The sequence below is a fragment of the Pseudomonas tehranensis genome, assembly GCF_014268615.1.
Taxonomy (GTDB): domain Bacteria; phylum Pseudomonadota; class Gammaproteobacteria; order Pseudomonadales; family Pseudomonadaceae; genus Aquipseudomonas; species Aquipseudomonas tehranensis.
The window spans coordinates 1-26,511 of the sequence record NZ_JABWQV010000013.1; the positions used below are offsets into that span (position 1 = coordinate 1).

General features: G+C 58.5%; 24 protein-coding genes and 1 pseudogene. 15 read left to right on the forward strand and 10 right to left on the reverse strand.

The features are described 5' to 3' along the window. Window positions 1-676 (reverse strand): annotated as a pseudogene (locus HU811_RS04850) (hypothetical protein); the annotation flags it as partial. 238 nt (window positions 677-914) lie between these two features. Here HU811_RS04850 and HU811_RS04855 point away from each other — a divergent pair. The 12 genes from HU811_RS04855 to HU811_RS04910 all read left to right on the forward strand — a co-directional run bounded on the left by HU811_RS04855 (window position 915) and on the right by HU811_RS04910 (window position 10,161). Further along, on the forward strand, window positions 915-1,307 hold the full coding sequence (locus HU811_RS04855) for a DUF6152 family protein (RefSeq protein WP_186654370.1): 393 nt from the start codon (window positions 915-917) through the stop codon (window positions 1,305-1,307). A gap of 65 nt (window positions 1,308-1,372) precedes the next feature. Continuing rightward, the gene (locus tag HU811_RS04860; RefSeq protein WP_186654371.1) at window positions 1,373-2,152 is read left to right on the forward strand and encodes a hypothetical protein; all 780 of its coding nucleotides are present in this window, start codon (window positions 1,373-1,375) and stop codon (window positions 2,150-2,152) included. 34 nt (window positions 2,153-2,186) lie between these two features. Then, complete coding sequence (locus HU811_RS04865) at window positions 2,187-3,695, forward strand: alpha/beta hydrolase domain-containing protein (RefSeq protein WP_186654372.1); 1,509 nt, start codon at window positions 2,187-2,189, stop codon at window positions 3,693-3,695. Between the two features lie 21 nt (window positions 3,696-3,716). Continuing rightward, entirely contained in the window at window positions 3,717-4,199 is a 483-nt protein-coding gene (locus tag HU811_RS04870) for a DUF6644 family protein (protein WP_186654375.1), read from the forward strand. 40 nt (window positions 4,200-4,239) lie between these two features. Then, window positions 4,240-4,728 (forward strand): DUF6644 family protein, encoded by a 489-nt coding sequence (locus HU811_RS04875; protein ID WP_186654376.1) that lies wholly within the window; start codon window positions 4,240-4,242, stop codon window positions 4,726-4,728. Continuing rightward, window positions 4,689-5,459, forward strand: a complete 771-nt coding sequence (locus HU811_RS04880) for a DUF6162 family protein (protein ID WP_186654378.1) — start codon at window positions 4,689-4,691, stop codon at window positions 5,457-5,459. The genes HU811_RS04875 and HU811_RS04880 overlap by 40 nt, the downstream gene beginning before the upstream one ends. Continuing rightward, on the forward strand, window positions 5,456-6,388 hold the full coding sequence (locus HU811_RS04885; RefSeq protein ID WP_186654380.1) for a metal ABC transporter solute-binding protein, Zn/Mn family: 933 nt from the start codon (window positions 5,456-5,458) through the stop codon (window positions 6,386-6,388). The genes HU811_RS04880 and HU811_RS04885 overlap by 4 nt, the downstream gene beginning before the upstream one ends. A 14-nt stretch (window positions 6,389-6,402) precedes the next feature. Beyond that, entirely contained in the window at window positions 6,403-7,083 is a 681-nt protein-coding gene (locus HU811_RS04890) for a metal ABC transporter ATP-binding protein (RefSeq protein WP_225248385.1), read from the forward strand. Further along, complete coding sequence (locus HU811_RS04895; protein WP_186654385.1) at window positions 7,080-7,985, forward strand: metal ABC transporter permease; 906 nt, start codon at window positions 7,080-7,082, stop codon at window positions 7,983-7,985. The genes HU811_RS04890 and HU811_RS04895 overlap by 4 nt, the downstream gene beginning before the upstream one ends. Beyond that, a complete protein-coding gene (locus HU811_RS04900; protein ID WP_225248386.1) occupies window positions 7,982-8,974 on the forward strand; it encodes a metal ABC transporter solute-binding protein, Zn/Mn family in 993 nt (330 codons plus the stop codon). Before HU811_RS04895 ends, HU811_RS04900 begins: the two co-directional genes overlap by 4 nt. 12 nt (window positions 8,975-8,986) lie before the next feature. Continuing rightward, entirely contained in the window at window positions 8,987-9,328 is a 342-nt protein-coding gene (locus HU811_RS04905) for a hypothetical protein (protein WP_367616228.1), read from the forward strand. Between the two features lie 8 nt (window positions 9,329-9,336). Then, complete coding sequence (locus HU811_RS04910; RefSeq protein ID WP_186654386.1) at window positions 9,337-10,161, forward strand: DUF4198 domain-containing protein; 825 nt, start codon at window positions 9,337-9,339, stop codon at window positions 10,159-10,161. Between the two features lie 129 nt (window positions 10,162-10,290). Here the strand turns inward: HU811_RS04910 and HU811_RS04915 are convergent, their stop codons facing one another. Together HU811_RS04915 and HU811_RS04920 are read right to left on the reverse strand one after the other, a co-directional pair. After that, window positions 10,291-11,673 carry an MFS transporter gene (locus HU811_RS04915; protein ID WP_186654389.1) on the reverse strand — a complete coding sequence of 461 codons (1,383 nt, stop codon included), beginning with the start codon at window positions 11,671-11,673 and terminating at the stop codon, window positions 10,291-10,293. 114 nt (window positions 11,674-11,787) lie between these two features. After that, window positions 11,788-12,747 carry a LysR family transcriptional regulator gene (locus HU811_RS04920; protein WP_186654391.1) on the reverse strand — a complete coding sequence of 320 codons (960 nt, stop codon included), beginning with the start codon at window positions 12,745-12,747 and terminating at the stop codon, window positions 11,788-11,790. A gap of 118 nt (window positions 12,748-12,865) precedes the next feature. Here HU811_RS04920 and HU811_RS04925 point away from each other — a divergent pair, with 118 nt between their 5' ends. After that, entirely contained in the window at window positions 12,866-14,047 is a 1,182-nt protein-coding gene (locus tag HU811_RS04925) for a fumarylacetoacetate hydrolase family protein (protein WP_186654393.1), read from the forward strand. A 47-nt stretch (window positions 14,048-14,094) separates the two neighbouring features. Then, window positions 14,095-15,879 (forward strand): IlvD/Edd family dehydratase, encoded by a 1,785-nt coding sequence (locus HU811_RS04930; RefSeq protein ID WP_186654395.1) that lies wholly within the window; start codon window positions 14,095-14,097, stop codon window positions 15,877-15,879. A gap of 44 nt (window positions 15,880-15,923) precedes the next feature. Here the strand turns inward: HU811_RS04930 and HU811_RS04935 are convergent, their stop codons facing one another. From HU811_RS04935 to HU811_RS04955, 5 genes are all read right to left on the reverse strand, one after another. Continuing rightward, a complete protein-coding gene (locus HU811_RS04935; protein ID WP_186654397.1) occupies window positions 15,924-17,270 on the reverse strand; it encodes an MmgE/PrpD family protein in 1,347 nt (448 codons plus the stop codon). A 17-nt stretch (window positions 17,271-17,287) separates the two neighbouring features. After that, window positions 17,288-18,481, reverse strand: a complete 1,194-nt coding sequence (locus tag HU811_RS04940) for a CaiB/BaiF CoA transferase family protein (protein ID WP_186654399.1) — start codon at window positions 18,479-18,481, stop codon at window positions 17,288-17,290. 51 nt (window positions 18,482-18,532) lie between these two features. Beyond that, window positions 18,533-19,531, reverse strand: a complete 999-nt coding sequence (locus tag HU811_RS04945) for a tripartite tricarboxylate transporter substrate binding protein (RefSeq protein ID WP_092454761.1) — start codon at window positions 19,529-19,531, stop codon at window positions 18,533-18,535. A 210-nt stretch (window positions 19,532-19,741) separates the two neighbouring features. Beyond that, window positions 19,742-20,629, reverse strand: coding sequence for a LysR substrate-binding domain-containing protein (locus tag HU811_RS04950; protein WP_186654401.1), 888 nt, complete (start codon window positions 20,627-20,629; stop codon window positions 19,742-19,744). A gap of 153 nt (window positions 20,630-20,782) precedes the next feature. Further along, window positions 20,783-22,033 carry an OprD family porin gene (locus tag HU811_RS04955; protein WP_186654403.1) on the reverse strand — a complete coding sequence of 417 codons (1,251 nt, stop codon included), beginning with the start codon at window positions 22,031-22,033 and terminating at the stop codon, window positions 20,783-20,785. Window positions 22,034-22,792: 759 nt separating this feature from the next. Here HU811_RS04955 and HU811_RS04960 point away from each other — a divergent pair. Continuing rightward, window positions 22,793-23,635: an IclR family transcriptional regulator gene (locus HU811_RS04960; RefSeq protein WP_367616229.1), complete on the forward strand. Its 843-nt coding sequence runs from the start codon at window positions 22,793-22,795 to the stop codon at window positions 23,633-23,635. Window positions 23,636-23,678: 43 nt separating this feature from the next. Here HU811_RS04960 and HU811_RS04965 read toward each other — a convergent pair whose 3' ends face one another. Together HU811_RS04965 and HU811_RS04970 are read right to left on the reverse strand one after the other, a co-directional pair. Beyond that, on the reverse strand, window positions 23,679-24,845 hold the full coding sequence (locus HU811_RS04965; protein WP_367616230.1) for an AbrB family transcriptional regulator: 1,167 nt from the start codon (window positions 24,843-24,845) through the stop codon (window positions 23,679-23,681). A 168-nt stretch (window positions 24,846-25,013) separates the two neighbouring features. Further along, complete coding sequence (locus HU811_RS04970) at window positions 25,014-26,507, reverse strand: tripartite tricarboxylate transporter permease (protein ID WP_092454767.1); 1,494 nt, start codon at window positions 26,505-26,507, stop codon at window positions 25,014-25,016. Window positions 26,508-26,511 lie beyond the last annotated feature (4 nt).

Genomic DNA, 26,511 nt, shown 5'->3' on the forward strand with positions numbered 1-26,511 from the left:
CCGCCACTTCGGTCTTGGATTGCCCGGGGTTATCCGACTTCAGCCATATCAGGCTACCGTGAAGACCTTCCGTGCCGCCCAGCTTCAAGACGGCCGTGTTCCCGAAGGCCAATCGCGGGCCAAGATAGAAGGCACCGCCACGGTTGAACCGCCCATCCGCTACGCCCTCGATTGGATTGAAGGCCTTTCCCGGAGCGAACCCATCATCGGTAATCAGGAAGCCGTCCACCGTCACGATCTGTCGGCCAAAAGAGAAATCAACGCCGTCGGTGCCCAATGCGGGAATCAGATCACCTGACTTCCAACCCAGGTAGGCATCCTCCACAGCGGTTTGTCTTTCATTGCCGGCGGTGAGCGCTCCCGCGTCGCCGTCGCCCCATGACCCTGTACTGATCAAGCTGAACCCGCCGTAGATCGAGCCGGCGGTGATCTTGTCTGTCGTGCCGCTCAAACCATACTTGGCGAACCCTTCTTGCCACCGCATGCTGCCGGGCTCCCGTTGCGGGTCGCCGAGGTAATTCTCGCTGCTGCCGAACCAGCCAAATCCCGCCCACAGCTCGGCGTTCAGGACGGTTGCACCTTCGTCTTCGTTGTAAAGCTCGTAGCCCTGCGCCTGCGGCTCAAACGTGCAGAGGGCCACCAGAGAAAGTAACGGGGCGTAATGGGGGGTGCGCATGACGTCTCTCCTGTTTTTATATTTATGAGGCGAGTCACAAGTGTTCAGGCTTGGATTGCCCAAGCGGTAACCCAAATCAGCACTTGCAAGGGGCTGTCCGTACATCCCCGTCACGCGATATCTCCCCCACCGCAAAATATCCTCAGCGCCTTGAACGGTTGCCGTTTTGGGCTACGGCCTCTGGATGCCTCCCACTTATGCTGGGCCCATAAGAACGTATAAGAACGAGGCACCTGTCATGACCCCTTTGCCACCCTCCCCGCTGTTACGTCAGGGGCTTTGCCTGCTGACACTCATCGCCTGCAGTGCCCTTCCGACTGTAGTCACGGCCCACCATTCGTTCGCGCTCTTCGACCAGACCAAGATGATCACGGTCAAGGGTGTGGTTGAGCGTTTTGCCTGGACCAACCCGCACATCACGATTTATCTCGATACGCCCGGCCCGCCGCCCCAGACATTCAAAATCGAGACGGGCAGTGTCAACGCGTTGAAGCGCGCAGGCTGGAGCGCTGACTCGATCAAGGCCGGCGAAAGCGCCGAGGTGTCCTTCAGGCCGCTGAAAAACGGTGAGCCGGGAGGGCTGCTGGTGGAAATCAAGATCGGTGACGTCGTGCTCTCGGGTGGCGGATAAGAGCCGTCCCTCCCCTGCTGCATGGGTACCGAACTGAACCGACCAACGGGATGGGAAACGCTTCAATGAAACCGACACGAACCTTAAGCACGACAATGATCTTCCTGGGGCTGGCCCTCGTGATTGTTGGCGGGATGTGCAACGCGGCCGCCTCAAACCCTCAAGGCGACAAACACAGCGTGGGCACACGTCCCGATATCAGCGGCACCTGGGAAAGAACCCCGGACGACTGGTTCGGTGAGGACCCGGACGATCCGGTGCACCCGGGCGGACCGATGGACCTGAAGGAACCCTATGCCAGCGAATATGCGGCGTTGAAGAAGAGACAGGCCGCAGCGAACGAAGCGGGGACGCCACTGGCCACGACGAGCGCCAAATGCCTGCCCGAGGGCATGCCCGTGTTGATGGCGGCGCTGTTCCCGATCCAGATCATTCACGACGACAAGCAAGTGGTCGTCCTCGGCGAGTATCTGCAGCAGGTACGCCGGATCATCCTGAACGAAGCGATGCCTGCCAAAGAGACGCTGGACCCTGCCTACCAGGGCCACTCGCGCGGTCACTGGGAGGGCGACACGCTCGTCGTGGAGACACAAGCCGTACGCCCGGACGTGCGCTTCTACGACGTTGCGCACGGCCAGGATATGAAGATCACTGAACGCATCAGGCTACGAGGGCCGGACCACCTGGAGAACCAGGTCGTGATCGAGGATCCAGAGGTGCTCAACAGCCCGTATCGCTTCACGTTCGAGTACAAGCGATCCGACTACCGCATTCAAGAGTATGTCTGCGAGAACAACCAGATCGTGATCGACAGCGAGGGCAAAGCGACCCTCAAGCTCGACTGAAGTCCCTCATCATTACCCACTTGGAGATGACCGGATGGAACGACTGATCACAATCAGCGCCCTGCGGCCAACGTTGCAAAGCGCTCTGCTGTCGCTGATCTTCACATCGAGCGCGTTTGCAGAGGTACCCCGCATGCCCACGGCGATACCTGTGCCGCCCTCCGACAAGCCCCCGCTGTCGTCGGCGAAACGCCCGGGTACCGAATACAGCGACTTGGACAAGTACGGCTACATCGAGGAAGAGTTTTACCTGCAAGGCGTCGCCCCGGCCATCACCGCCTCGGGCAAACAGCTCTTCGAGGCGCCTTACACCACGCGAATCCTGGTACGCAAACCAGCAGACCCCAGGCGGTTCAATGGCACGGTGGTGATCGAGCCGTTCAGTTGGTTCGGTGAGCGTGGCGCAGGCTGGATCCTGACCCGTGACTACTTGCTACGGCGTGGCTATGCGTACGTCGGCTACACGCTGAACATGAACCAGCCGGCCGTCGATCCCAAGTTCATCGCAGACACCCCGGCCGTCGAAGCCGAACAGATTGCCCAGTACGGACGAATCGTGAACTTCGAGTTCATGCGCCGCTTCGACTATGCACGCTATGCGCCGCTGGGCAGCTATTACGATCCACAGCGTTTCACCCGCGGTGAAGGTCCCGATCCGTTCGTGCCGCAGTCCCAGGGTATCGCGGCGCAGCTGGCGTTGCTGCTCAAGACCCCTGCGGCGCAGGGCCCGCTGGCAGGCCTCGATGTGCAGCGCGTCTACGTCAACAGCTGGGCGGTGACCGCGCAGGTCTGGATGGATTACCTCGACCAGGGCCGCCACCAACAATGGCGTATGCCCGACGCCAGGCCGCTCATCGATGCCTACATGACCGGCCGCATGGCCTATGGCGAGGTGGGCGGCGACGTCATCCGGCTACCGCGCCAGATGCCCGACGGCGTGCCGTTCGTGACCGTCTACAGCCAGTCCGAACTGATGCACGACGTGCTCGAAGGCATCGACCTGCCGCCGGACACCGACAGCCCGCAGCTGCGCTATTACGAAGTGACCGGCATACCGCACCTGCGCCTGGCCGACCTCGGCACCGAGCATACCGAACACTTCGCCGCCGATGTGGGCAAGGGCGATGACCCACGGTGCCAGACGCTGTACGACGAGCCGGTGGAACTGGTCGTCTCGGCGCTCCTCGATGGCATGGACCACTGGGTACGCGAGGGCAAACCCATGCCGAAGGCGCCGCGAGTCGTGCGCGAGGGCAAGGCCGTCGTGCGCGACCCCGACACCGGCAACCTGCAAGGAGGCGTGCGCCCACCGTGGATCCAGGTGCCCAGCGCAACCTATCTCACGGACCAGGAGACCGGCTGCGGCCAGATCTACGACACCAAGGTGCCCTACTCCAAGGACGTGCTTGGCCAGCGTTATGGAAACTTCAGCCACTACCAACAGGCATTCGAAGACGCCAAGGGCCTCTCGATCAAGCAACGCTATCTCCTTCCAGAAGATGCAATGGGCCTGCGTCCGATCGCGAAACCTCAAGACTTCTAACCCAACGCGGAAGCAAAGCAGATGTCATCAGAACTCATCGTTGCCTGGATCTACGCGTCACCGCTGAGCACCGCCATCAGGGACATGTTCTGGGTCGTGCCCACCGTACAGAGCGTTCATATCGTCGCCATCGCGGTGATCTTCGGCTCCGCCGTCATCTCCGATCTCAGGCTGGCCGGCGTGCTCGCCACCGATGAGCCCATGCGCGGCGTGATCCGCCGTTACTTCCCGTGGATGCGCGCCGCCCTCATCGTTCTGCTTCTCAGTGGGCTGGTCATGGTCATCGGCGAGCCAGATCGCGTGCTCGTCAACACCACGTTCTGGCTGAAGATGTTCCTGGTCGTCGCCGTGTTCATGCTGGCCTGGTCAATCCGTCGCCCATTGCTGCGCCCTGCCGCTCAGGCACAAGGCGATGACGATAAGCCTCCCATCAAGGCACTGGCCTGGCTGTCGATCGCCCTGTGGTGCGTCGTGATCTTCTGCGGTCGCTGGATTGCCTACTGATCCCAGCGCCTTCAATGAACGTTTTTCTCAGGTACTCACCATGGACATCCAATCGATACTGCAAGCCCTCGAGGACACCTCTGTCGCCATCCAGATCAGAGAGTCGGGCTCCGTCTTTCCAAACCTGGAGTCGGTGCATGTGATCGGCATCGCCCTCGTGTTCGGGACTATCGCTGTCGTCGACTTGCGCCTGCTCGGTATCGCCTCCCACCGTCGAAGCGCGCTACGGCTGATCCAGGAGCTGCTGCCATACACCTGGGTGGCCTTCGCAGCCTGCGTGATCACCGGCCTGCTCATGTTTGCCTCCAATGCCACCACCTACGCGCAGAACAGCGTGTTCTGGTGGAAGATGGGCGTGTTGCTGCTGGCGGGCCTCAACATGGCGATCTTCCACCTGGGCGCCTATCGCCGGATTGACGAATGGGACACGACCCTGCCACCGCCCGGCCAGGCCCGCGTCGCCGGACTCTGCTCGTTGGCGCTGTGGGCATGCGTGATAGGCCTTGGCCGCTGGATCGGGTTTGTCTGATGGCTCGCCTGTCGCGAACCTGGCCCGGCGATGACGCCAACGGCGCGATCAAACTCGTGCGCCCGGCGTCCGGCCGCTGGGAATCGCTGACCCTGTTGCTTGCGGCCCTGGCAATCATCGCCAGCGTGACAGGCTATGTACTGCTGCGCCCGCAGCACTCCGGCCCACCGACACCCTTGAGCTGGCAGGTGCGTTCCTTCGATGGTCTGGGCGCGGTCGACCAGGCCATCCACAGCGCCCTGCTGCCTGCCGGTGAAGAAATCATCTGGAACAACAACGACACCGGCGGTTGGATCACGCTGGAGCGTGCCCAGGAGATTTGGCTGCCGCCCTTCTACCGTGATGCCTTCTGGAAGACCAACGGCGAGGTGCATTGGCAGTTGATTCTGCCTGGCGGCCATCTGCCCCATGTCGGTTCCGTCGATGAGCACGAGGACGCCGCCGCCCCGCGCACCAGCGAAGTGTCGCAAGCCACCCAGGGCCAGGGCGCCACGGTCTACTACGGCTCCGCCGGCGGCGCGCCCGGCCAGAGCGCCTACCTGCTCGTCATTGGGCATGCCCATGCCGGCGTCATGTGGGCCAACCAGGCAACGATCTGGGTTCATCCCGACCCGAACGCGCCCTACCCCGGCATCGTCAAGCCCGAATCCCTGGTTGGCAAAGGCTGGCGCCAGGTCATTCCTTACGACGGAACCCGCGAAGTCGAACGCATAAAAGGAAACCAGCCATGAGCGTTTCTACGAAACACCGCACACTGTGGCGCCGTTGCCTTGCACTGCTGGTGCTGATACCCGCCATCGCACTTGCCGGCCCGACGGCCCCCTTGGGCAAGAAGCTCAAGATCGGCGTCACCCTGCACCCCTACTACAGCTTCGTGGCCAACATCGTCGGTGATCGGGCCGAGGTCGTTGCACTCATCCCGGCGCAAGCCAATCCGCATAACTATCAGCCGCAACCGGACGACATCACCCGTGCAATGACGCTCGATGCCCTGGTCGTCAACGGCATCGGCCACGATGAATGGGCCTTCCAGATCGTCAAGGCCGCCGGCCGTGGGGCGACGCTGCCGATCATCCAGGCCAATGCCTCGGTGGCGCTCATTCCCATCGGTGGTGACCAGGGCGGCGCCAAGGTGGTCAACCCGCACACCTTCGTATCCACCACCGCCGCGATACAGCAGGTCTTCGAAATCACTCGCCGACTGGGGGAGCTGGACCCGGCCAACGCTGCAGCGTATCGACAAAACGCCCTCGCCTATGCCGCACGCATCCGCGCATTGCGGGCCGGCTTCATGACCCGCTTCGCCACCCTGGATTTGTCTTCGTTCCGCTGTGCGACCACGCATGCCGGCTACGACTACATGATGCAGGAGTTCGGCCTGTTCGTGAGCGCGGTGATCGAACCTCGTCATGGCGTCGCGCCAACCGCGCGTCAGTTGGCCCACACCATCGACGCCATCAAGAAAGCCAACGTGCGAGTGCTGTTCGCCGAGAAAAATTTCTCCCTCGATCTGGCCAAGCCTATCGAGGCAGCCACCGGCGTGAAGGTCTTCGCGCTGTCCCACATCACCGGCACAGCCTACAGCGCGGACGAATTCGAGGTAGCCATGCGCGAGAACCTCGAGACCTTGGCCGAAGCCGTTGAGTTTACGCAGCGATGAAGGAGAAACAGCCGATGCGCGGTCCCGCCATAGTGTTCGAGAACGTCTCCCTGCAACTGGGAGGTACACAGGTGCTCGACGACGTCAGTTTTCGGGTGCAAGCCGGTGCCCTGCACTGCCTGGTTGGCCCGAACGGCGGCGGCAAGACTTCACTGGTGCGCGCGCTGCTGGGCCAGATGCCGCATTCGGGGACAATCCGCTTCGAGGGTGAAATCACGACCCCCTTGGGCTATGTCCCGCAATTGCCGGATTTGGACCGCAACCTGCCGATGACGGTCAAGGATCTCATGGCGCTTCTGGGTCAACGCCGGCCAGCGTTCCTGGGCTCGAGCCGATCCGCCAAAGCAGCCAATGCCGAGGCCCTGGCGCGTACCGGCGTGGCCGGAATGGGCGACAAACCCTTTGGCAGCCTGTCCGGTGGCCAGCGTCAGCGAGTGCTCCTGGCGCAGGCGATCAGCCCGACGCCCTGGCTGTTGATACTCGACGAACCAACCGCTGGCATCGACGAGCCGGGGGTGCGCTTGGTGGAGGCGCTGGTGGCCGAGTTGCACGGTCGTGGCGTCACCATCTTATGGATCAACCATGACCTGGAGCAGGTCCGGCGCATCGCCCAATCAGTGACCGTTATCAACCGGCGCGTGCTGTTCCATGGCGCCTCCGATCAGGTCGCCTATGCGCTGGAGAGTGCCCAATGAGCGCCTTGTACGACTTCATTCGCCACCACCTGCAGGCGCTCGCCGCCAGTGGCTTGCTGCCGCAACCGTTCGAGTACGAGTTCGTGATCAACGCGTTGCTCTGCGCAGTGCTCATCGGCCCGCTGCTGGGCGTGCTGGGCTCGATGGTGATGATCAAGCGCATGGCGTTCTTCAGTCAGTCCGTGGGTAATGCGGCGATGACCGGCGTCGCTATTGGCGTGCTGATCGGCGAATCGTATACGTCCCCCTACTTCTCGATGTTCGGCTTCTGCTTGCTGTTCGCCCTGACGCTGAAGTACACGCAGCACCGCACCACATTGGCCAACGACACGCTGATCGGCGTGTTCCTGTCCATCTCGCTGGCGGTCGGCGCCTCGCTGCTGCTGTTCGTTTCGGCGAAGATCAACACCCATGTGATGGAAAGCGTGCTGTTCGGCTCCATCCTGGCGGTGGACCACACCGACATGAACGTGCTGCTTGGCGTAACGGTGCTGTGTGCGCTGCTTGGGTTACCGCTGTACAACGGCATGTTGCTGGCCAGCCTCAATCCAAGCCTGGCCCATGCGCGCGGCGTGCGAGTGCGAAGCGTCGAATACGTGTTTGTTGTGCTGGTCACCCTAGTGACGGTCGCCTGCCTGAAAATCATCGGCGCCGTACTCGTCGAAGCCCTTCTGCTCATACCGGCCGCGGCAGCACGCAACATCAGCCATTCACTGCCGGGGCTGGTCGCGCGCGCCATCCTGATCGCGACCTTTTCCTGCGTGGTTGGCATCCTGGCGCCCATGCAATTCCACATCCCGGTACCCACGGGCGGCGCCATCGTGATAGTCGCCGCCCTGGTGTTCGTCGCAACCACCATCGTCCGCGCTACCGCATCCCGGTTCAGGGGGGCCAGCGTATGAATAAGAAAGGCTTCTACAAGTCCTGGCTGACGATGCTGGCGCTGCTGCTGGGCATCCCGCTTTCGGCCTCTGCCGATGCCGGCAAGCAGCAAGTGCTTGTCGCATTGCCTGCCGTGTATGCGCTCACCTCGGCACTCAGCGCCGGCACAACCCTTGAGATCATCCGAGTTCCGACGGAGGCGGCCATCCCCATGGAAAGCCAGGCCAACGCGTTGTCGCGCCTGGACGCCGCGGTGTTCCAGCAGGCCACTGCCGTGGTCACCCTCAGCAGCCTGTGGCGCGCGGATCCGCTGTATGCAACAGCACGCCGCCACAATCTGCGGATCGTCGAGATCGATGCCTCGCGCTCATGGGACCCCGTCAAGCCCGGCGTAGCCGTGACCCAAACGCCGTCGAACGACGTGCCCTGGGCCGCGGCGAGTGATGTCGATGAGGGCCCGTCGCCGTACGCCTGGCTTGGTCCCGTCAACGGCATGCGCATGTCGGCGCTGATCGCTGCCGACCTGGCACGCCTGTCCCCCGCCGATGCGCCGCGCATAGAGCGCAACCTCGCCACACTCGAAGGCAAATTGCGCCGGCTTAAGGCCGACTACGGTGTCCGGCTGACGGCGGTGCCGGATTTGCGGGTGCTGTCGCTGGCCAATGAGTTCATCTACCTGTTCGGCGAGTTCGGCATTTTTGTCGACGGCTGGTTTGTTCGTCAGGACATCGATTGGAGCAACGCCGACCGCGCTGCGCTGACCCAATATCTGCGCGAGCGGGATATCCACGTGGTGGTCCACAAATGGGCGCCAGACGCCAGGATCGTCAAGGCCATCCAGGACGGGGGCGCCCGGTTGTTGATATTGGATGTGGGCAACCCGGGAATGCTCGCCGACACGGCCAACGCATACGCCGCACTCTTGAGTTCGAACCTGGATGCCTTGCTGGCGGCCTTCCCGCCGGCTGGCAACGCTGCCAGCGGCGATGACCCTTCGCCTCGCCAATGATCAACCTCGACCGTGGAGACCAAAGACCTCATGAAGCCCCTAGGCTCAGCACAGCGATTACTGACGACAGGCGCCCTGTTGTTCTACCAGGCCGCGTTCGCCCATGGCCCCGTCTTCGACTGCTACATCGAACGCGATGACCAGGTGAAGTGCGAGGCGGGCTTCACCGACGGCAGCTCCGCCGCGGGCAGAAAAATCCATGTCCGAGACATGAGCAACAAAGTGTTGCTCGAAGGCGTCGTCGGCACGGACAACACCTTCACATTCCAGCCCCCGGCCGGCCAATACTCCGTGGTGTTCCTCGGCGGAGAAGGCCATGACACCACGATTCAATCTTCCGACATTTCAAGGTGAGATCGACCATGACGTTCAATCGAAAACTACTCCGAGCCCTTGCCGCGGCGACGTTCAGTTGCTTGACCGGCGCAGCACAAGCCCATTTCCAGATGCTCTACGTCGAGGAAACGGCGCTGCAACGCGCGGAGAACCTGGAGTTCGCCCTGGTGTTCACGCACCCCTTCTCCGGCGGCCCCACCCTGGTTATGGAGCAGCCCCGCGCCTTTAGCCACATCAGCTCGCACGGCGGGGAAAAAATCGATCTGCGCAAATACCTGCGTCCTGTCCAGTGGCAGAGCCGCGAGAACCGGGCGACGGCCTATCGCGCGTCGATTCCACGCGAGCTGGTGCGCTCGATGGGCGACCATATCTTCGTACTCGAACCCGAGCCTTACCTGGAAACCGAGGAAGACGTCTACATCCAACAGTTCACCAAGTTGATCGTGAACGTCGGCGGAGTGCCCGGCCACTGGGCAGAGCCGCAGGGGTTGCCGGTTGAAATCCAGCCACTCAACAAGCCTTATGCGAACTGGACGGGTGGCGTGTTCCGCGCCATCGTGCTGGCCGACGGCAAGCCCGTTCCGTTCGCTGAGGTCGAAATCGAATACCTCAACCACTCCGTCGATTTCGAGAACAACGCCTTTGGCCAGCAAGCCCATGTAACGGCCCCTCAGCCTGCATTCAACACCCTGAGCACGTATTCGGATGCCCAAGGCATCGTGACCATCGGCCTGCCTCGAGCCGGCTGGTGGGGCATTGCGGCGCTCGACATCGGCACGACGAAAATCCACAAGGGCAAGTCCCTGTCGCAAGACGCGGTGCTGTGGGTGCAGGCCAGAGACATGAAATAACAGGGGTTGCCGATTCCGGATAACGGGCCTCGACACACCCCAGAAACTCGCCGCCAGCCTCGCTGAGGATATGTACCCCGGCCACAGCGAAATCAGCAGTCTTTCCGCGTCCGGGCAAGTTCTCTCGGCTCATGCGGTCTCCAGGTTTGCCGGGGTGATCGCACTTTTGGGTGTCCTGCCGAGCATCGATGCGGGAATGGCCAGGATCAGCCCACCACTGACCAGCAGACACAAGGCCAGCACATAGGTGCCGTTGTTGATGTTGCCCGTGAGGGTTTCCGCCACGGCGGTGATCATCGACCCGGTGAACCCTGACAAGTTGCCGATGGCATTAATCATGCCGATACCGGCCGCCGCGGCGACCCCCGACAGCACCGTGCCAGGCAGGGTCCAGAAAATCGGCATCAGGCTGAGAATCCCCGAAGCGGAGACGCTCAGGAAGAGCACGGACAACACCAGGTTGTCAGCGAAGAAGGCGCTGAGGATCAGACCGACGCCACCGATGAAGGCCGGAATGGCCGCGTGCAGGCGCCGCTCCCCGGTGCGATTGGAGTGGCGGGCGTTGAGCAGCATCGCCACGATTGCCACCGAGTACGGGATGGCGGTCAGTAAACCGATGTGCAGGCTGTTGGTGATACCGGTGCTCTTGATGATCGAGGGCATCCAGAACGCCAGGCCGTAGAAGCCGGTATTGAAGGTCAGCAGAATCAGCACCAGCAACCACACCCGAGGGTTGAAAAACACTTCACTCAGCCGAGTGGCCTTGCCCTGGTTGTCGGTTTGCAGATTGGCCTTGAGCAGGGTTTTTTCCGCTGCGGACAGCCATTTGGCTTTGTCGATGTTATCGGCCAGACAGACGATCACCACAAACGCCATGATGATCGAAGGGATGCCTTCAATGAGCAGCATCCATTGCCAGCCGGACAGGCCTTGCACCCCTTGCATGCTGTTCATCAGCCAGCCGGAGAGGATGCCACCCAAGGTCAGACTGACCGGCAACGCCAGCAGGAACCCGGACATCACGCGGCTCTGCCGGTGGGTCGGAAACCAGTAATTAAGGTAGAGGATCACGCCTGGGAAAAAGCCCGCTTCGCAAATGCCCAACAGGAAACGCAGCACGTAGAACATCGTGCTCGATTCTATGTGAAAGAAACCCGCCAGCGGCACGGTGTAGGCCACAGCCATGGAGATCACCGCCCAACTGAGCATGATCCGTGCGATCCAGAACCGTGCGCCAAAGCGATGCAGCAACAGGTTGCTGGGGACTTCGAAGAGGAAATAGCCCCAGAAAAACATACTGGCGCCCAAGGCATACACGGTGTTGCTGAATTGCAGCTCGTTGAGCATGTCGAGCTTGGCAAAACCGATGTTCACCCGGTCAAGGTAGGCTGCCATGTAACACAAGAGCATAACAGGCAGGATGCGCCAGATAACCTTGCGGTAGGTCCGGTCCTCAAAATCAAGCTCACTGGCTTGCGATTGCGCGGGTAAATGCTCGGATACGGTTTGCATGAGGTCACCCCTGGGCATGTGGGCATGCCTGATTGTTTTTATTGAGTGGGTCACTCTACTGGCGCGATCTGATTCTTTCCCAATGGCATTTTTGGATTAACCGATAACTTCGGGTTATCGAATAGCTGGATTGGATGACTCATTGTGGCGGGCGTTTTCCTTGAGGATTTCCGCAAACTCCAAAGCCGGCCCCGCCAGTTGCTCATCCTTGCGCGTGAGGATGCCGTAGTCCTGCGGCACCAGGTGCAACGGGGTGTCGAGGGTTTTCAACTGGCCGCTTTCGAGCAGAGGATGAACCATGGCGTCGGGCAGCATCCCGATCATCGGCCCACGTTGCAGGACCTGGAGGAAAGTCTGCATGGAAATGGTATCGATGGTATTGCGCGGCATCCCAACCCCGGCCTCGGCGAAGGCCAGTTCCATGCGAGCCCGAATGGGCGTACCGACCGGATAGAGAATCCACGGCAAGTCCACCAGTTGCTGCAAGGAGGTGGGCCCCGCGTTTGCTAGCGGATGACGACTGTTGACCACAATGCAGAACGGTTCCGGCGCCAGGGGCTGGAAGTCATAGCGCTGCTGCTGGCTTTGATCGGTAAAACGGGCCACTGCCAGATCGAGCTTCTTCTCCTCAAGCATCTCCATCAGGTGATTACTGGTCTGCTCCACCACTTCAATCGACAGCAACGGCCAACGCTGTTTGATTTGCAGGATCGCCTCGGGCAAGGCCACCGCCGTCGCGGCAAAAATCCCACCGACCTTGAGGAAGCCGTGACCGCCCTCGCGCAGGCTGCTGATTTGCTCGACGAACGAACGCGCGTCATTCAAGGCGATTTGCGCATAACGCAACACATGCTCGCCCAACGCCGTGGGCGGCATGCTCCGCGGCAGCCGCTCGAACAACGTAAAGCCGAGCAGGCTTTCGATTTCCTTGAGCATCTTGCTGACGGCCGGTTGACTGAGGTTCATCTGCTGCGCCGCCAAATGCATATTGCGGGTGCGCCCCAAGGTATCGATCAGAAGCAGATGCCGGAATTTGAGCCAGCCGCAGAAGCTGGAAAACGACAGATCTGACATGGGCGTTCCTCTCTGATCAGCAATAACCTGGCGTTATCGAATACTGAATATATCTCATTGGAGTTTATCGACCGCCCACCCTAGCGTGAAAGCACTACAAAAATCAGGAAGCCTCTCCATGTCGCCATTGCTTACTCCCGAGAACACCCTGCCGGTCGATGGGGTGACCGGTACCCTGATTGGCCGCGCCTGGGTGCCTGGCCGGATCGCCGGGCCTTCGCCAATCGTGCTGCGCAGCGACGGCGTGTTCGACCTGTCGGATCGTTTTGCGACGTTGAGTGACTTACTGGAAACCGAATCGCCACTGGCCGCCGTGAGGCAGACACCCGGCATCTTCATTGCCAGTGTCGAAGCCCTGCTGGCCAACACAGGCCCTGACGCCGACCCGTCCAAACCGTCGTTGTTGCCGCCCGTGGATTTGCAAGTCATCAAGGCCGCCGGCGTGACCTTCGCCGCCAGCATGATCGAGCGGGTGATCGAGGAACAGGCTGGCGGCGACTCAGCGAAAGCCCAAGCCGTACGCGCCACCGTGCAAAGCGTTATCGGCGACAACTTGCGTTCGATCGTGCCGGGCTCTGAGCAGGCCATGCGCCTGAAAGCCTTGCTCATCGAACAGGGCATGTGGTCGCAGTATCTGGAAGTCGGCATCGGCCCGGATGCGGAGATCTTCACCAAGGCACCGGTTCTCGCCGCCGTCGGCAGCGGCAGCCGCATCGGCATTCATCCCGGCTCCCAGTGGAACAATCCGGAGCCGGAAGTGGTGCTGGCGGTGAACAGCCGCGGCCAGATCCACGGCGCCACTTTGGGCAACGATGTCAATCTGCGGGACTTCGAAGGCCGCAGCGCGCTGTTGCTGAGCAAGGCCAAGGACAACAATGCGTCCTGCGCCATTGGGCCGTTCATTCGCCTGTTCGACGAGCACTTCAGCCTGGATGATGTGCGGGCCTGCGTGGTCGATCTGCAGGTACAAGGCGAAGACGGTTACCGCATGCAGGGATCGAGCTCCATGAGCCAGATCAGCCGCGACCCGCAGGACCTGGCGGGCCAGACGCTCAACGCCAATCACCAATACCCGGACGGTTTTCTGCTGTTTCTCGGGACCCTGTTCGCCCCCACAGAAGACCGTGATCAGGCCGGCGGCGGGTTTACCCACAAACTGGGTGACCGGGTCAGTATCAGCAGCCCGTTGCTTGGCAGCCTGCATAACCAGGTGACCCACAGCTCTGACGCCACACCCTGGACCTTTGGCGTGAGCGCCCTGCTGCGCAATCTCGCCTCCCGGGGGTTGCTCGCCCGCTGACGCAGAACCGTTTGCCGATTCGCCTAATGACAAGAGAGAAATGAATCATGACTGACACGCCAAAACGCCGACTGCGCAGCGAACAATGGTTCAATGACCCTGCCCACGCCGACATGACCGCCCTGTATGTCGAACGCTACATGAACTACGGGATGACCCGCCAAGAGCTGCAATCGGGACGCCCGATCATCGGCATCGCCCAGACTGGCAGCGACCTGACGCCCTGCAACCGTCATCACCTGGAGCTGGCGCAACGGGTCAAAGCCGGTATCCGTGATGCCGGCGGCATCCCCATGGAGTTCCCGGTGCATCCGATCGCCGAACAGTCGCGCCGCCCCACCGCGGCGCTGGACCGGAACCTGGCCTACCTGGGGCTGGTGGAGATCCTCCATGGTTATCCATTGGACGGCGTGGTGCTCACCACCGGTTGCGACAAGACCACGCCCGCCTGCCTGATGGCCGCAGCAACCACCGACCTGCCGGCCATTGTCCTGTCCGGCGGCCCGATGCTCGACGGTCACCACAAAGGCGAGTTGATCGGCTCCGGCACCGTGCTCTGGCATGCGCGCAACCTGATGGCCGCCGGGGAGATCGATTATGAAGGTTTCATGGAAATGACCACCGCCGCATCGCCGTCGGTGGGTCACTGCAACACCATGGGCACTGCTCTGTCGATGAATGCCTTGGCCGAAGCCCTGGGTATGTCGCTGCCCGGTTGTGCGAGCATTCCGGCGCCCTATCGCGAGCGCGGGCAAATGGCCTATGCCACCGGCAAACGCATCTGCGAGCTGGTACTGCAGGACGTACGTCCCTCACAGATCATGACCCGAGAGGCCTTCGAGAACGCCATCGCTGTCGCCTCAGCACTGGGAGCTTCGAGCAACTGTCCGCCGCATCTCATCGCCATCGCGCGGCACATGGGCGTCGAACTGAGCCTGGATGATTGGCAACGGATCGGCGAGGACGTGCCATTGCTGGTCAATTGCATGCCGGCGGGCAAGTACCTGGGTGAAGGCTTCCACCGGGCCGGCGGCGTCCCAGCGGTCATGCATGAACTGCAAAAAGCCGGGCGTCTGCACGAAGACTGCGCCACGGTCAGCGGCAAGACCATCGGCGACATCGTGCGCAGCAGCCTGACCAGCAACGCCGATGTAATTTATCCCTTCGACACCCCACTCAAACACCGTGCCGGGTTCATCGTGCTCAGCGGCAATTTCTTCGACAGTGCGATCATGAAGATGTCGGTGGTGGGTGAAGCGTTCCGCAAGACCTACCTGTCCGAACCCGGTGCCGAGGATAGTTTCGAAGCCCGCGCCATTGTGTTTGAGGGACCGGAGGACTATCACGCCCGGATCGACGACCCGGCGCTGGACATCGACGAGCGCTGCATCCTGGTCATCCGCGGTGTGGGCACCGTGGGTTACCCCGGCAGTGCCGAAGTGGTGAACATGGCCCCGCCGGCCGCGCTGATCAAACAGGGCATCGACTCCCTGCCCTGCCTCGGCGACGGTCGCCAGAGCGGCACATCGGCGAGCCCGTCAATCCTCAACATGTCCCCTGAGGCAGCGGTGGGAGGCGGCCTGGCCTTGTTGAAAACCAACGACCGCCTGAAAGTGGATCTGAACACACGAACCGTGAACCTGCTGATCGACGAGGCCGAGATGGCCCAGCGTCGGCTTGAATGGACCCCCAACATTCCGCCGTCGCAAACGCCCTGGCAGGAGCTTTATCGGCAGTTGGTGGGCCAGCTATCCACGGGGGGTTGCCTGGAGCCTGCCACGTTGCATCTCAGAGTGATTGCCCGCAGCGGTGAGCCGCGCCACTCTCACTGACGAAGGCAAGCCGGTTCGTTGACCCACTACACGATTCCCGGCCATTAGGTGCCCAGCCTGATAGTGCCTGGTAGGACGTCCCCGTAGAGTATTGTCTGGCGTAAGGCACTGAGCTGCGCAGGTGAGAGAACGGATCCGGCCAGCTCATCGAACTTGGCAACCAGCTCCTCATCCGACAGCGGATCCTCTGGATCTCCTTTTCGGGTTTCCTGGAAGTGGTTGATTTGGCGCCCATCCTTTAGCCGCACGTGAAGCCGTGCCATGCGTTTTTTTGGATAAGCGGCTGCCAGTTCTGCATCCTCGGTGACGGCCACTTTCTGCATCAGTGAGTGAATGTCGGAACGCGCTAAAACGTCAGGCGAAAACGCAGCCAGACGGACACCGCCAAGCAATAACTGCGCAGCGATGCAGTACTGGATGCTGAAGCGCGCCTCTTGGGCTGATTGGGGATCCGCACGGTTGCACATCTGATAGGTGGCGGTGTACCCGTCTACACGGATTGAGTCGATATCGTCGGCATCAAAACCTTCTGTTCCCTGCAAGAGCTTCAGGCCATCGAGTGCTGGGAAGATATGCCCGCAACAACCATGATTCTTGACCGTCATGCGCGTAATAGGCGTCCACTCTCCCACTCCCTCGAGGGCCGTTAGCCAGTCTCCACTGGAGACGCTGGTCGCAGCCGCGAAGCCCTGGTCACCATGAAGGCTGTCCAGAGAAGCCGTCACGCCATTAGCGGCGGCGATACCCGCGAGGATACCGGCATCTGCTGCATGGCCGGGGTGTAGCGCCTTCGCCATACCGCCGTCCTGGAGATTCTGCTGGTGTCCACCGGCAAAGCTGCTCGAAAGGGCAATAGCATGCGCGATTCGATCCGCATCAGCCCCCAGGATCATGGCGGTCGCCACTGCGGCACCTATCGTGCCCACGGTCGAGGTGGTATGCCAGTAACGATAGTGGCTGGGTTGAATAGCCAGGGAGATCCGGCATCCGATCTCATAGCCAGCGATGATCGCGCGATGGAGTTGCGCAAGTGACACGCCTTTATCCTGAGCGACGGCCAGCGCGGCGGAAACGGTCGGACTGCCCGGGTGATACCCGCCATCCTTAAAGATGTCGTCAAATTCGACCGTGTGACTAGCAGTGGCATTGAGCAGCGCAGCATTTCGCGCAGAACCGAACTGACCGTTCACATAGCAGATGGCATTGCCCTGCCCGAGTTGGGGGGAAAGGGCGTCAGCCAACAGCGTTGCTGGTGGCAATACACAGCCAGGTAACGTTGTGGCAAACCAATCGAGGATGACGCGGCGTGTCGCCCACGTCACGTTTTCGGTCAGGTTGCAGCTTTGCCAACTCGCCGCCGCATTGGCCAGCACCTTAATTGGATTGGTCATCGAGGTCCCCTTGACTGTCAATTGACGACCCCCGCTTCTCGCAACGCTTCAATCTCCTCGTGCCCGTAGCCGAGTTCTGCAAGAATTTCGGCGCTCTGAGCACCTACGGGTTGCGGTGTAAGGGTGATCTGCGCAGGGCTGTCGGACAGACTGAATGCCGCCACTGGAACCGTCAGTCCATCGACTGCACCGGTCCCGATTGCGTGTCTATGCAGCACATGTCGACTGGCGACCTGGCTGTCCGAAAGAGCTTCCTCCAGGCGGCGAATGCGAGCAGCTGGGATGCGCCTTGCCTGTAAAAACTTCTCCCAATAATCCGCTGACATCGTACCGATGATTTTTTTCAGCACCTGTGCCTCTTCCGCATGCGCATCCAAACGTTGATTGTTATCGGTCTTGATCATGTCCTCACGACCGAGTGCCGTCCATAGACGACGCTGTTGGTTGAGGTTAGAGGCACCGATCATCAGCGGGGCATCGCTTGCCTGATAGCAGCCGATCGTTGCAAATGGGAAAGTATTGCCCTTCTGCTCCGGATGCTTACTATTCCAGAGGAATCCGGTGAGGTGAGAGCTGGTCAATATCAGTGCCACATCGAGCATGGAAACATCGATAAACTGGCCCTTCCCTCCATTTCGTTCCCGCTGAAAAAGAGCGGTCGCGATTGCATACGCAGCGGTCGTGCCCGTCGCATAGTCCACAACAGGCGCCCCTGATTTCAAGGGTCTGCCATCGCCGTGGCCGGTCATCGACATCATGCCGGAAAAAGCCTGGATCACATTGTCATAGGCTGTCTGCTCCCGGCGGGGTCCGGTCGAACCAAAAGCCGAGATAGAGCAATAGATCAGCTTAGGGTTAAGCGTTGACAACGCCTCGTAACCCAACCCCAGCTCATCAAAAGCACCCGGGCGATAATTTTCCACAAACACATCGGCAGTAGAAATGAGCCGTTTCATCGCCTCGCGTCCCTCAGCAGTTTTGAGGTCTAGGGCCAATGTCTTTTTGTTGGACGCCTGGGCCATGAAGGCAGTACCCATGCCCATATCGTTCAGCGCGCGATCAGAGCCCTGCATGCGCGCTTGGTCAGGGTCATTAGGTGACTCGACCTTGATCACTTCAGCACCCAAGACTGCCATCTGATAGCTGGCAAAGGGACCTGCAAGTACATGCGTCGTATCCACGACACGAATTCCATCAAATGCTTTAGCCATGAATCCTCACCCACTTATCACTCTCTGGCGACCCGTTAAAACCCTGCAACATCACTGAATATAACCGGCGGCTTTAAGCTGGGTTTGTGCGACATCCGTTACGCGTTTGACAAAATCCGTGTACTCCTTTGGGCCCATCCAAGAGTCCACGACACCGGCATTGCGGGCATAATTCTGGTACTCCTCTGAGCGCATCGCCTTGTGAATAGCATCAGCAATCTTCTGCTGTGTCTGCTTTGGAATATCCGCAGGTCCAAACACTCCACGAACCTGCAGCCAACTGGTATCGACTTGATATCCTTGCTCACCAAAGGTCGGCACATCAGGTAGCCCAGTGAGACGTTCTTCGCCCAGCACACCCAGGCCGACCAAGCGACTTGCATCAAAGAAGGAACTTACGGCGCCTAGATTGGAGACGCCGACATCAATGTGCCCCCCCAACAGCGCAGCAACAATATCCGGGGTAGAGTTAAATGCAATCCAATTAAACTTTACACCCGCGGCCTTCTCCAACATCGTGATGCCAATGCTCTGCATGGAGCCCGCTGGCCCAAAACCACCCACATTGACCTGCCCATTGTTGGCCTTGGCCAGCGCCACGAGGTCATTCAAGTTCTTCATGTCGGAACCCGACTTGACGAACAGTAAGATCGCGTCTTCCTGTGTCGAAGCTATCCAGGAAAAATCATCAATGGCGTATGTCCCCTTGAGATTCGTAAGCATGCTTGTAAAGTGCGACAACGTGTTGACACCGAGCGTCAAACCATCTGGCTTGGCGGAGAGAACTCGCGTCATCTGTGCTGCCCCCCCACCACCCGGTGCATTGATGACAATCACTTTCTGACCAATCTCCGGTTCTAAAGTCTTTGCCAGTGTTCTGATGAAGACATCTGCACTGCCACCCGCCGCCGTGTGCATGACCATGTTCACCGGGCCACTGGGCCAGTTGCTTTCGGCCCGTGCGACGTCAACGCCACAGAACATTGTCACGGCAGCAAGCGTGGTTGCACCCAGGCAGCGGCGAGCGCTCTTTACAGTTTTACTTAGCATCTTCTGACACTCCGACGATTTTATTTTTTTAGTACTCGATATGGGGCCGATCCCTGAACTAAGGCTCCCAAAAAACAACCAAAAACGGTACTGACGATTTGTCAGCCAAAGGCGGCGTTTATATTGGGCAGGCTTGCCAGCCACGAGAGAACATCAACGAATCGTCGCGGCACTACGAATCGGCGATCAGTCATTCCACAGCATTGATTATTAATCCGTCATCGCCAACAGCTCTCGCATCCACGAAAGGAACTTCAGCAATGGCTCAGATGGGCGCATTTTTCGCGGCCATGTCAGATAATAACTCTCCCCGGTTTTATAAGTATGTTCGAAAGGCGCGATAAAACTTCCATTTTTAATCTGACGCTCGACAAAGGCTTTGACGGCGATGGCCATCCCAATATTCATCGATGCCGCCTCGTAAGCCAGCGCCGAATTATCAAAGCGAATACCTGTATCGGCATCGACGCCCGCATCGATCGATGAAAGCCAACTTGCCCAATCATTTGGACGCGCCATGGAGTGAAGCAGACGTATGTGGGAAAGATCCTGCGGCGCTTCGAGCTTCGCGGACTCCATCAGCATCGGCGAGCAAATGGGGATCAGCTCAATATCGACGAGCTTTTCCGCGTGCAGGTCAGGCCAATCCCCATGGCCCGAACGAATCGAGGCATCAATGTTTTGCGTTTCGAAATCCACCGGAGCCAACGAAGATGAGAGCCTGACTTCAATCAATTCGTTGGCATCATGAAAGTTAGCCAGCCGGGGAATCAGCCATCGCTGCGAGAAGGTGGTATAGGACTGGATGGAAAGAATATTCCGTCTTCCTCTGCGTGAAACTTTACGCGCCGCGTTACTGATGTCCTGGAAAGCGTGAGTAATTCCCTCGTAAAGTTCCTTGCCTTCCCGCGTCAGCTCGATCCCCCTGTGCAAGCGTCGAAACAGGGCGACCCCAAAATACTCCTCAAGTACCCGCACCTGACGACTGACGGCCACCTGCGATACATTCATCTCTTCTGCAGCAGTTGTCAGGCTACACAGCCGGGCAGCGGCCTCAAAAGCTCTCAAAGGGTTCAGCGGGGGAAGTGGATATTTCATTCAATCACCAGAAAACGCTGTCAGTATTCCAAATAGGAAAAACTTCTTCATAGCCCTAAGAGCAACACTCATCGTTAAAGATATCAGCCGCGTTAAATCAACCACCTCTACAGCACTTAAATGCATCGAACCGGCCCCATGAGCAGGTCCGATTCAGAGGAGGTTGAGCGGGTAACTGACGATCACTCGAGCGTCGTTGGCGTCACGGGAGAAGTCAGACCGATAGGTAGCACTGCGCAAGCGCATGCCCAGCCCCTTTAGCGCCCCACTCTGGATCACGTACTGCAACTCGATATCGAGTTCGCGCTCACCACCTGAGTCGGCGCCCCGGACATCCGCACCACTGCCTCGCAGGTAACGAGTCATAAAGGTCAGGCCGGGAATACCGACGTTAGCGAGGTCAAAGTCGTAGCGTAGCTGCCAGGATTGCTCATCCTTTTCAGCGAAATCACCGATCTGAACAAAGTTGACCAGGAAGGGGTTGGAACCCGCCACATAGGGAAAAGCCGAGTCGCCCGACATCAACTGGTAACCAACACCCAGCGAATGTCCGCTCAATTTGTATGTACCCATTGCGCTGAATGCCCGGTTGTCGATGGCTCCCCCCTGTGCCAACCCTTCATCGTCACTCAGGAAAAGGCGGATATCACTGTTGAACGCCCCCCAATCTCCCTTGCGCCGGTCGGTAATACCAAAGAACTGTTGCCGATAGATATCCTCGAAGCGAGCGTATTGGTAACTGAGGTTAGTGGTCTTCAGAAACTGATAGGTGAGCCCCATCACATCGAAGTCCCCTCCATCCAGAGACCCGCTAAACCGACGGTTTTTGTTATTGAGCGTCAAGCCTTCGTCGCCAGTCTGATCGCGTTGAACGGTGCGCTGGATTTGCGCCCCCGTGAACTCAAGCCCTTTCAACTCTCGCACCTGGAGTTGCATCCCTTCGAAGATTTGCGGCAGCAGGCGACCATCGTTAGCCTGCAGCGTGGGCCACTTGGGCAACAGGGTCCCAACCTTGAACTCGCTATTGGAGGCACGCAGCTTGAAGGTACCACCAGCCTTTGAGTAGGTATCAGGCACCTCGCCGTCATCCTGCACCGGCAGAAGCCCAGTGCCAGCCCGACCGGGGCTCGAATCAAGCTTTACACCGAGCATCCCAATAGCGTCAAAGCCAACACCGATCACTCCAGGGGTATAGCCAGACTCGTACCGCAGAATAAAACCTTGGGCCCACTCTTCTCGCTGTGACTGACCGCTCCCCTCTCTGAAGTCACGATTCATGTAGAAATTTCGAAGTTCCAGCGAGGCTTTGCTGTCATTTAAAATGCCTTCTGCGAAGACCGATGGAACACTAGCAGCAAGTCCCGCTCCTACTACACACAAGGGCATATTTTTTATTAGCGTCATTGCAAGTACCTAAAAAGGACCGGACACCACAGCCAACCGCAGAACCGGTCAAGGATGGGCGGAGGAGAACTAAGGGAATTACTCAGCAAGCCGATACCCGACGCGCCCACTCGCACGCGCATGGTGGCTGGCTAGAAATTACCCATTTAGGATCAATTCAAATAGGCGACTGCGTTATTTGAAGTGATTATTAATTATTATGGAGCACAGGCTTATCCGGAGACAAAGAGCCCATTAAATTGATTATTGGATACTTGACATAACGCCAGATGATATTTATTACGACTCGATCATCACAGGCGAGCGCCAAGCAATATGTAATTGCCGAGGAGCGCCGCAACGGCGCCTTAAGATAGGGAACTTTCATAGAGACCTATTTGTTGTTATGAGTCTGAAATGAACGTTCATCGATTATGCAATCGAAATTCGAATGGTCAACCAAGCTGTTCCACTCCTTGGAACAGCAAGGCTGTGCGGGCATCAGCTCATTTGGGGATTCAGGCCCCACCCCGCCTGGGTGCAGCATAGGGTTTGATCCAGTCAGCCGGTGCCCGCGTTCCCACTTGGAGGCGCTGTTCAAGCGAGCTGCTCCTTGACGCAACTGAACGACCATGCGTTGATGCGGCGTTGCAAAAAAAGGGGGTAGAAACGAGTCACGGCCGCAATAAGCCAGCCCAAGGTTGCGCCGTGCCGGTGTCGATGATTTGCCGCCGTGCGCCTACCGGCAGTACCGCTCTCATCCGAAACCCAAAGAGCGCCATGACGATGACCACCAAACAACTTTACGCATTGGCAGAGGCCAGCAACGGAGCAACGCTCGCGGGAATTCCCGGTCAAGGCAAGTCAACGCCAAATCGGTCCCTGGAGCGCGGCCTGGATTTGTTAAGGGCTTTCCGTCCGGGTAGTGAATACCTGACCAACGGAGATCTAAGCGAAAGGACTGGCCTCTCCAAGTCGACCGTTAGCCGCCTGACACAAACGCTGGTTCGTGCAGGTTTCCTGGACTACGACCCGGTCAGTGGTGCCTACCGGCTAGCATCTTCCTTGCTAAGTCTGGCGCACACCCTGTATCACGGAAGCTCTCTGGTGCGGGTAGCGGAACCGCTGATGCGTCAAGTCGCCAGGCAACTGCAAGTGAACGTCGGATTAGCAGCCGCCGACGGCGACGAAATGGTTTATATAGAGTCGATCAGGTTAGGCGCGCGTAAGTCTCCGCGCACCGTGGGAACAGGGCAGCGTCTGCCCATAGACCTCACCGCACTGGGACGGGCTTACCTATCAGTCCAGGATGAGGTTCGACGCGGGGCGCTGCTGGAACATTTCAGAGCACGGCGATGCGCTTCCCGCTGGGCAGAGTTGAGCAGAGAAATCGACGATGCCATTCAAAGCGTTATGTGCCATGGCTATTGCGCAGCCTCCTGGCAGCCTCAAGTGGTATCAATAGCCGCCCCGCTTAATCTACCCACTTATCGCACCCATGCACTCAATATCAGCCTGTCAACCAACGAAAGTATCGACAAGGTGATCGCGCGCTATTCGGGGCCTCTACTTGAGTTGACCGAGACGATCAGGAGCCAGTTGAGCGACCAGAATGATGTATGAAGCTCAACAGCGTGCCACCTCTCTCCAGCGTTTTCGCCACTCGTCAGGACGAACGCCCTAACTCAAACCTTCGAGCCACTGCGATGAACCAATGAACGCCCGGCATGAATATGCAGATCCGCACAATCTGAAATGAAACAATTACAGCAACATTGTAGCCAAGGAACTGCGCAGTCAATGCCATTTCAGTAACCCCTCCAGGCGCAGCACTGAGCAACATGACCTCCCATGGAAAGCCCGACAGAACAGCAAACGCAACTGCCATCAAGCTTGTCAATAACAGGAAAAACAGCATGGAAATGACAATGGAGAGTGTCAGCCTGACTTCCAGAAATAGATCTTTGGTAAACACGGAGCCCAACCAAGTACCAAGAACAACTTGAGCTGCAGCCATGATCAACGACGGGTAAGGAGCGACATGAAGACCACTACTGGATACGGCGGCAGAAACCAGTAAAGCGCCGAAAAAATAAGGGTTTGGTAACCTGAGAAGTCGAAACAGCATAGCACCGGTCAAAGCAGAAATGGCTAACAACAGAACGCCACCCGGATCAAACTGACCCACCCCTCCACTACTTCGCTCAGCATTTCCTGGCCAACCATCCATCACATACAAAGCGATCGGGACTATTACCACAACGCTCGCTATTCTAATGGTTTGCGACAGTACCACCACTGCCTTATTCAACCCGAACCTTTCCGCGATCACAGCAGCCTCTACCGGACTGGTGGGAATCGTGCACAGCAATGCTGTTGAATAATCAAGGCGTGTAAAGCGTTTAAGCAATAGTGAAACAAGCAGAGCACTCAGACCTGTAAGGACAGCCAATCCAATAATAGCGAGCCCCATCTCAAAAATAACGGCCAACGCTTCACTGGTAAATGCCAACCCCACGGTAGAAGCAATTATCATTTGGCCACAGGGCCGGGTTTTAGCCGGAACAGCCGTTTTCATCAAACCGCTAATATAAAGAAACGCCGTTAGCATCAGTGGGCCAATCATGAACGGCAGAGGCATCCCAACCTCAAGAAACACCCGCCCCACACCAAAGCAGAGAACATACAGCAACAGCAACCGGGAAACACCAAAAATATTAACCCCCATCACAACACCCTCAACTTTAGCCCGCGTCATCACCCATCGACCCAGAATAAAACATGTACAAAAGCTCCCCAGAAAAATAATCGTGATGTATACAGCAACCGCCACCCGTCATCGGTAGAAATCGAAAGCAGCCTTCACGCGCAAAACAGCCCGACACAGCAAACCCTGATCGGTTTGAGGTATCGGGCCGTAAAGCCTCACTCTGTCCAAACTTCCATCAAAGTTTAAACTTCACGATCACCTGACAACGCTGTTATTTTTACTTAACATCCATTACACAAGGCGTCCGCGACTGAACTTATCACGCAGGAACCGTACGGCAGGCGTCGCAAAAGAAAGCACTGCAACCGCCAGCAAGACCAGGGTCAGCGGGCTACTATAGAAAACATCATACTCACCATTGGAAATAACCAGCGCTCGACGGAAATTGGTTTCGAGCATCTCCCCAAGTACCAGAGCTAGAATGATAGGAGCCAGCGGAATATCAAGCTTGCGCAGGACATAGCCGACGATACCGAAGGCCAGTGTGACGTAAACAGGGAACATTGAGTTTTCGGAAGCGTAGGCTCCCATCAGGCAGATCACCGAGACCGCAGCCGCAATTGCCGGACGAGGGATATCAGCCACTTTCGCCCAATACCTCGCCCCTGCCAAGCCGATGAAAATCATCACCGGCACACTCACCCAAAGCGCCGCTATAACGGTGTAGGGAATCTCTGGATTAGTCGTGAACAGCAAAGGACCCGGCTGAATACCGTGAATCATCAGGGCACCGATCATGATGGCGGTTGTCGGAGAGCCCGGAATTCCCAGCGCAAAGAGCGGCGCAAGCGCACCCGATACCGCGGAATTATTAGCAGACTCCGCTGCGGCGATCCCTTCTAGACTACCTTTACCGAACTCATTGGGCGTTTTTGATACTTTCTTGGCTACGGCGTACGAAACGAATGACGCAATAGAGGCTCCAGCGCCTGGCACAACGCCGATGACATAACCAATAATAGAGCTTCTCAGCAAGTTAAACTTCAGCTTCCCAAACGTTTTCAAAGGCACTGCAAGGATGCTGTTCACCGGATGACTCTTGGTCTTGGCAGAAGGCCCTGCCTCTACCATAAAGATAACTTCTGAAAGTGCAAAAAGACCTAACAACACCGGCACCAGTGGAAAGCCTTCGAAAAACTCAGGGTTTGGGCTGAAACGGGGAGTTCCCGTCTGCGAATCAAGACCAACCGTCGCAAGCGCCAGACCAATGGCCATCGCAATAGCGCCTTTGACAGGCGCACCATTCGACAGGGTAGATACAAGGCTCAACCCCACCAGGGCCAACGCAAAATAGGCTGTAGGCCCAAAGTTCAGCGCGAATTCCGAGAGTGGAACGGCTGTCAGGAACAACAGCACCGCACTGATGAATATGCCAATACCCGATGAAACTATTGATATCGTCAGCGCAACCCCAGCCTTGCCTTGTTGGGTTAGCGGAAAGCCATCCCAAGAGGTGGCGACTGCAGCCGCAGTCCCCGGCGAGTTGATCAGTATCGCAGAAATAGCTCCACCGTATTCAGCAGCAGCGTAGAGAGAAACCAGGGTTACGATGGATACAAGAGGATCAAGGCTATACGTAAATGGAATCAACAAAGCAACACCGAGACTCGGACCCAGCCCCGGGAGCGCACCAATCATATAACCCAGTAGTGCCCCCACAATTAAACCGACCAGCACCAGCGGGTCGGCAAAAGCCAAAAACCCGATCAATAGATTATCAAACATGGTG

What these genes read in the sequence shown, in the direction of transcription:
- HU811_RS04885 (WP_186654380.1), top strand. Translation starts at nt 5,456, where the DNA reads ATGAGCGTTTCTACGAAACACCGCACACTGTGGCGCCGTTGCCTTGCA.
- HU811_RS04970 (WP_092454767.1), bottom strand. Translation starts at nt 26,507, where the DNA reads ATGTTTGATAATCTATTGATCGGGTTTTTGGCTTTTGCCGACCCGCTG.
- HU811_RS04930 (WP_186654395.1), top strand. Translation starts at nt 14,095, where the DNA reads ATGACTGACACGCCAAAACGCCGACTGCGCAGCGAACAATGGTTCAAT.
- HU811_RS04945 (WP_092454761.1), bottom strand. Translation starts at nt 19,531, where the DNA reads ATGCTAAGTAAAACTGTAAAGAGCGCTCGCCGCTGCCTGGGTGCAACC.
- HU811_RS04880 (WP_186654378.1), top strand. Translation starts at nt 4,689, where the DNA reads ATGCGTGATAGGCCTTGGCCGCTGGATCGGGTTTGTCTGATGGCTCGC.
- HU811_RS04935 (WP_186654397.1), bottom strand. Translation starts at nt 17,270, where the DNA reads ATGACCAATCCAATTAAGGTGCTGGCCAATGCGGCGGCGAGTTGGCAA.
- HU811_RS04950 (WP_186654401.1), bottom strand. Translation starts at nt 20,629, where the DNA reads ATGAAATATCCACTTCCCCCGCTGAACCCTTTGAGAGCTTTTGAGGCC.
- HU811_RS04960 (WP_367616229.1), top strand. Translation starts at nt 22,793, where the DNA reads ATGACGATGACCACCAAACAACTTTACGCATTGGCAGAGGCCAGCAAC.
- HU811_RS04855 (WP_186654370.1), top strand. Translation starts at nt 915, where the DNA reads ATGACCCCTTTGCCACCCTCCCCGCTGTTACGTCAGGGGCTTTGCCTG.
- HU811_RS04925 (WP_186654393.1), top strand. Translation starts at nt 12,866, where the DNA reads ATGTCGCCATTGCTTACTCCCGAGAACACCCTGCCGGTCGATGGGGTG.
- HU811_RS04865 (WP_186654372.1), top strand. Translation starts at nt 2,187, where the DNA reads ATGGAACGACTGATCACAATCAGCGCCCTGCGGCCAACGTTGCAAAGC.
- HU811_RS04900 (WP_225248386.1), top strand. Translation starts at nt 7,982, where the DNA reads ATGAATAAGAAAGGCTTCTACAAGTCCTGGCTGACGATGCTGGCGCTG.
- HU811_RS04955 (WP_186654403.1), bottom strand. Translation starts at nt 22,033, where the DNA reads ATGACGCTAATAAAAAATATGCCCTTGTGTGTAGTAGGAGCGGGACTT.
- HU811_RS04915 (WP_186654389.1), bottom strand. Translation starts at nt 11,673, where the DNA reads ATGCAAACCGTATCCGAGCATTTACCCGCGCAATCGCAAGCCAGTGAG.
- HU811_RS04870 (WP_186654375.1), top strand. Translation starts at nt 3,717, where the DNA reads ATGTCATCAGAACTCATCGTTGCCTGGATCTACGCGTCACCGCTGAGC.
- HU811_RS04895 (WP_186654385.1), top strand. Translation starts at nt 7,080, where the DNA reads ATGAGCGCCTTGTACGACTTCATTCGCCACCACCTGCAGGCGCTCGCC.
- HU811_RS04940 (WP_186654399.1), bottom strand. Translation starts at nt 18,481, where the DNA reads ATGGCTAAAGCATTTGATGGAATTCGTGTCGTGGATACGACGCATGTA.
- HU811_RS04910 (WP_186654386.1), top strand. Translation starts at nt 9,337, where the DNA reads ATGACGTTCAATCGAAAACTACTCCGAGCCCTTGCCGCGGCGACGTTC.
- HU811_RS04920 (WP_186654391.1), bottom strand. Translation starts at nt 12,747, where the DNA reads ATGTCAGATCTGTCGTTTTCCAGCTTCTGCGGCTGGCTCAAATTCCGG.
- HU811_RS04875 (WP_186654376.1), top strand. Translation starts at nt 4,240, where the DNA reads ATGGACATCCAATCGATACTGCAAGCCCTCGAGGACACCTCTGTCGCC.
- HU811_RS04890 (WP_225248385.1), top strand. Translation starts at nt 6,403, where the DNA reads ATGCGCGGTCCCGCCATAGTGTTCGAGAACGTCTCCCTGCAACTGGGA.
- HU811_RS04860 (WP_186654371.1), top strand. Translation starts at nt 1,373, where the DNA reads ATGAAACCGACACGAACCTTAAGCACGACAATGATCTTCCTGGGGCTG.